Origin of the sequence: Winogradskyella pulchriflava (assembly GCF_042434315.1) — a bacterium.
GTDB classification, from domain to species: domain Bacteria; phylum Bacteroidota; class Bacteroidia; order Flavobacteriales; family Flavobacteriaceae; genus Winogradskyella; species Winogradskyella pulchriflava.
The window spans coordinates 1-797 of record NZ_JBHLTQ010000010.1 but is presented as its reverse complement, the minus strand read 5'-3'; the positions used below and the strand labels follow the sequence as shown (position 1 = coordinate 797).

Genomic DNA, 797 nt, shown 5'->3' with positions numbered 1-797 from the left:
GTTAGGCACAATTTGAATCAACATTATGAGAATACGATATTGCTGGAGATGTAAGATGGAAGTTCCGATGTTGGAAGGAGAAGAAAGTATTATTGCTTCTAAACTATATTCAGAAGGATTTAAAACTCTTGAAAAGGACAGACAAAAGCGTTTTAAAAAACTGCTTGACTATTACAATGATTTAACTGGATTTGGAGAAACAGAACCCAATGCAATAATTCATCATTTTGCAGATATGTATGGACCTGACTGCGAAAATTGCGGAAAACCTTACCGAACAGATAAAGCTAAATATTGTGCTTCTTGTGGAAACAAACGAAAAATGAAAAAACTGTTTTTAGACGACGTTAGGACAATTGAAATGATTTATGACAAATCAATGGAATCTGAATTCGACATCGTTCAGACTTATGAGGAATTCGTTGGTTACATAAAAGAGAACGGATTGCCGAATTACATAAGTTTTGACAATGACCTCGGACTTAACAAAAACGGAATTGTGGCTTTAGATGGATTGGCGTGCGCAAAATGGTTAGTTTATGAATCTGGACTTGATTTGAGGAACTTGGAATTTAAAGTTCATTCTGCGAATCCTGTCGCGTCGGAACAAATAAAAGGACTTTTAAATAATTATATAAAACACTTAAAAACAACGGAATAAAAACTGTGCCTAACACCGTGTAAAGTTTATTGCTAAAGCATTTTCCATCTGAAACATTATTGACTATAAATTGTTGATCCTTTTTTACTAACTTTATTGCTAATAATCGCAACAAACCTTACACGAACACGTTGTA

At 33.8% G+C, this 797-nt stretch carries 1 protein-coding gene; it reads left to right on the top strand.

Annotated features, from left to right (window positions below; genetic code table 11):
* Positions 1-25: 25 nt before the first annotated feature.
* The gene (locus tag ACFFGA_RS14830) at positions 26-661 is read left to right on the top strand and encodes a cyclic-phosphate processing receiver domain-containing protein (protein WP_386065197.1); all 636 of its coding nucleotides are present in this window, start codon (positions 26-28) and stop codon (positions 659-661) included.
* The last annotated feature ends 136 nt before the right edge of the window (positions 662-797 follow it).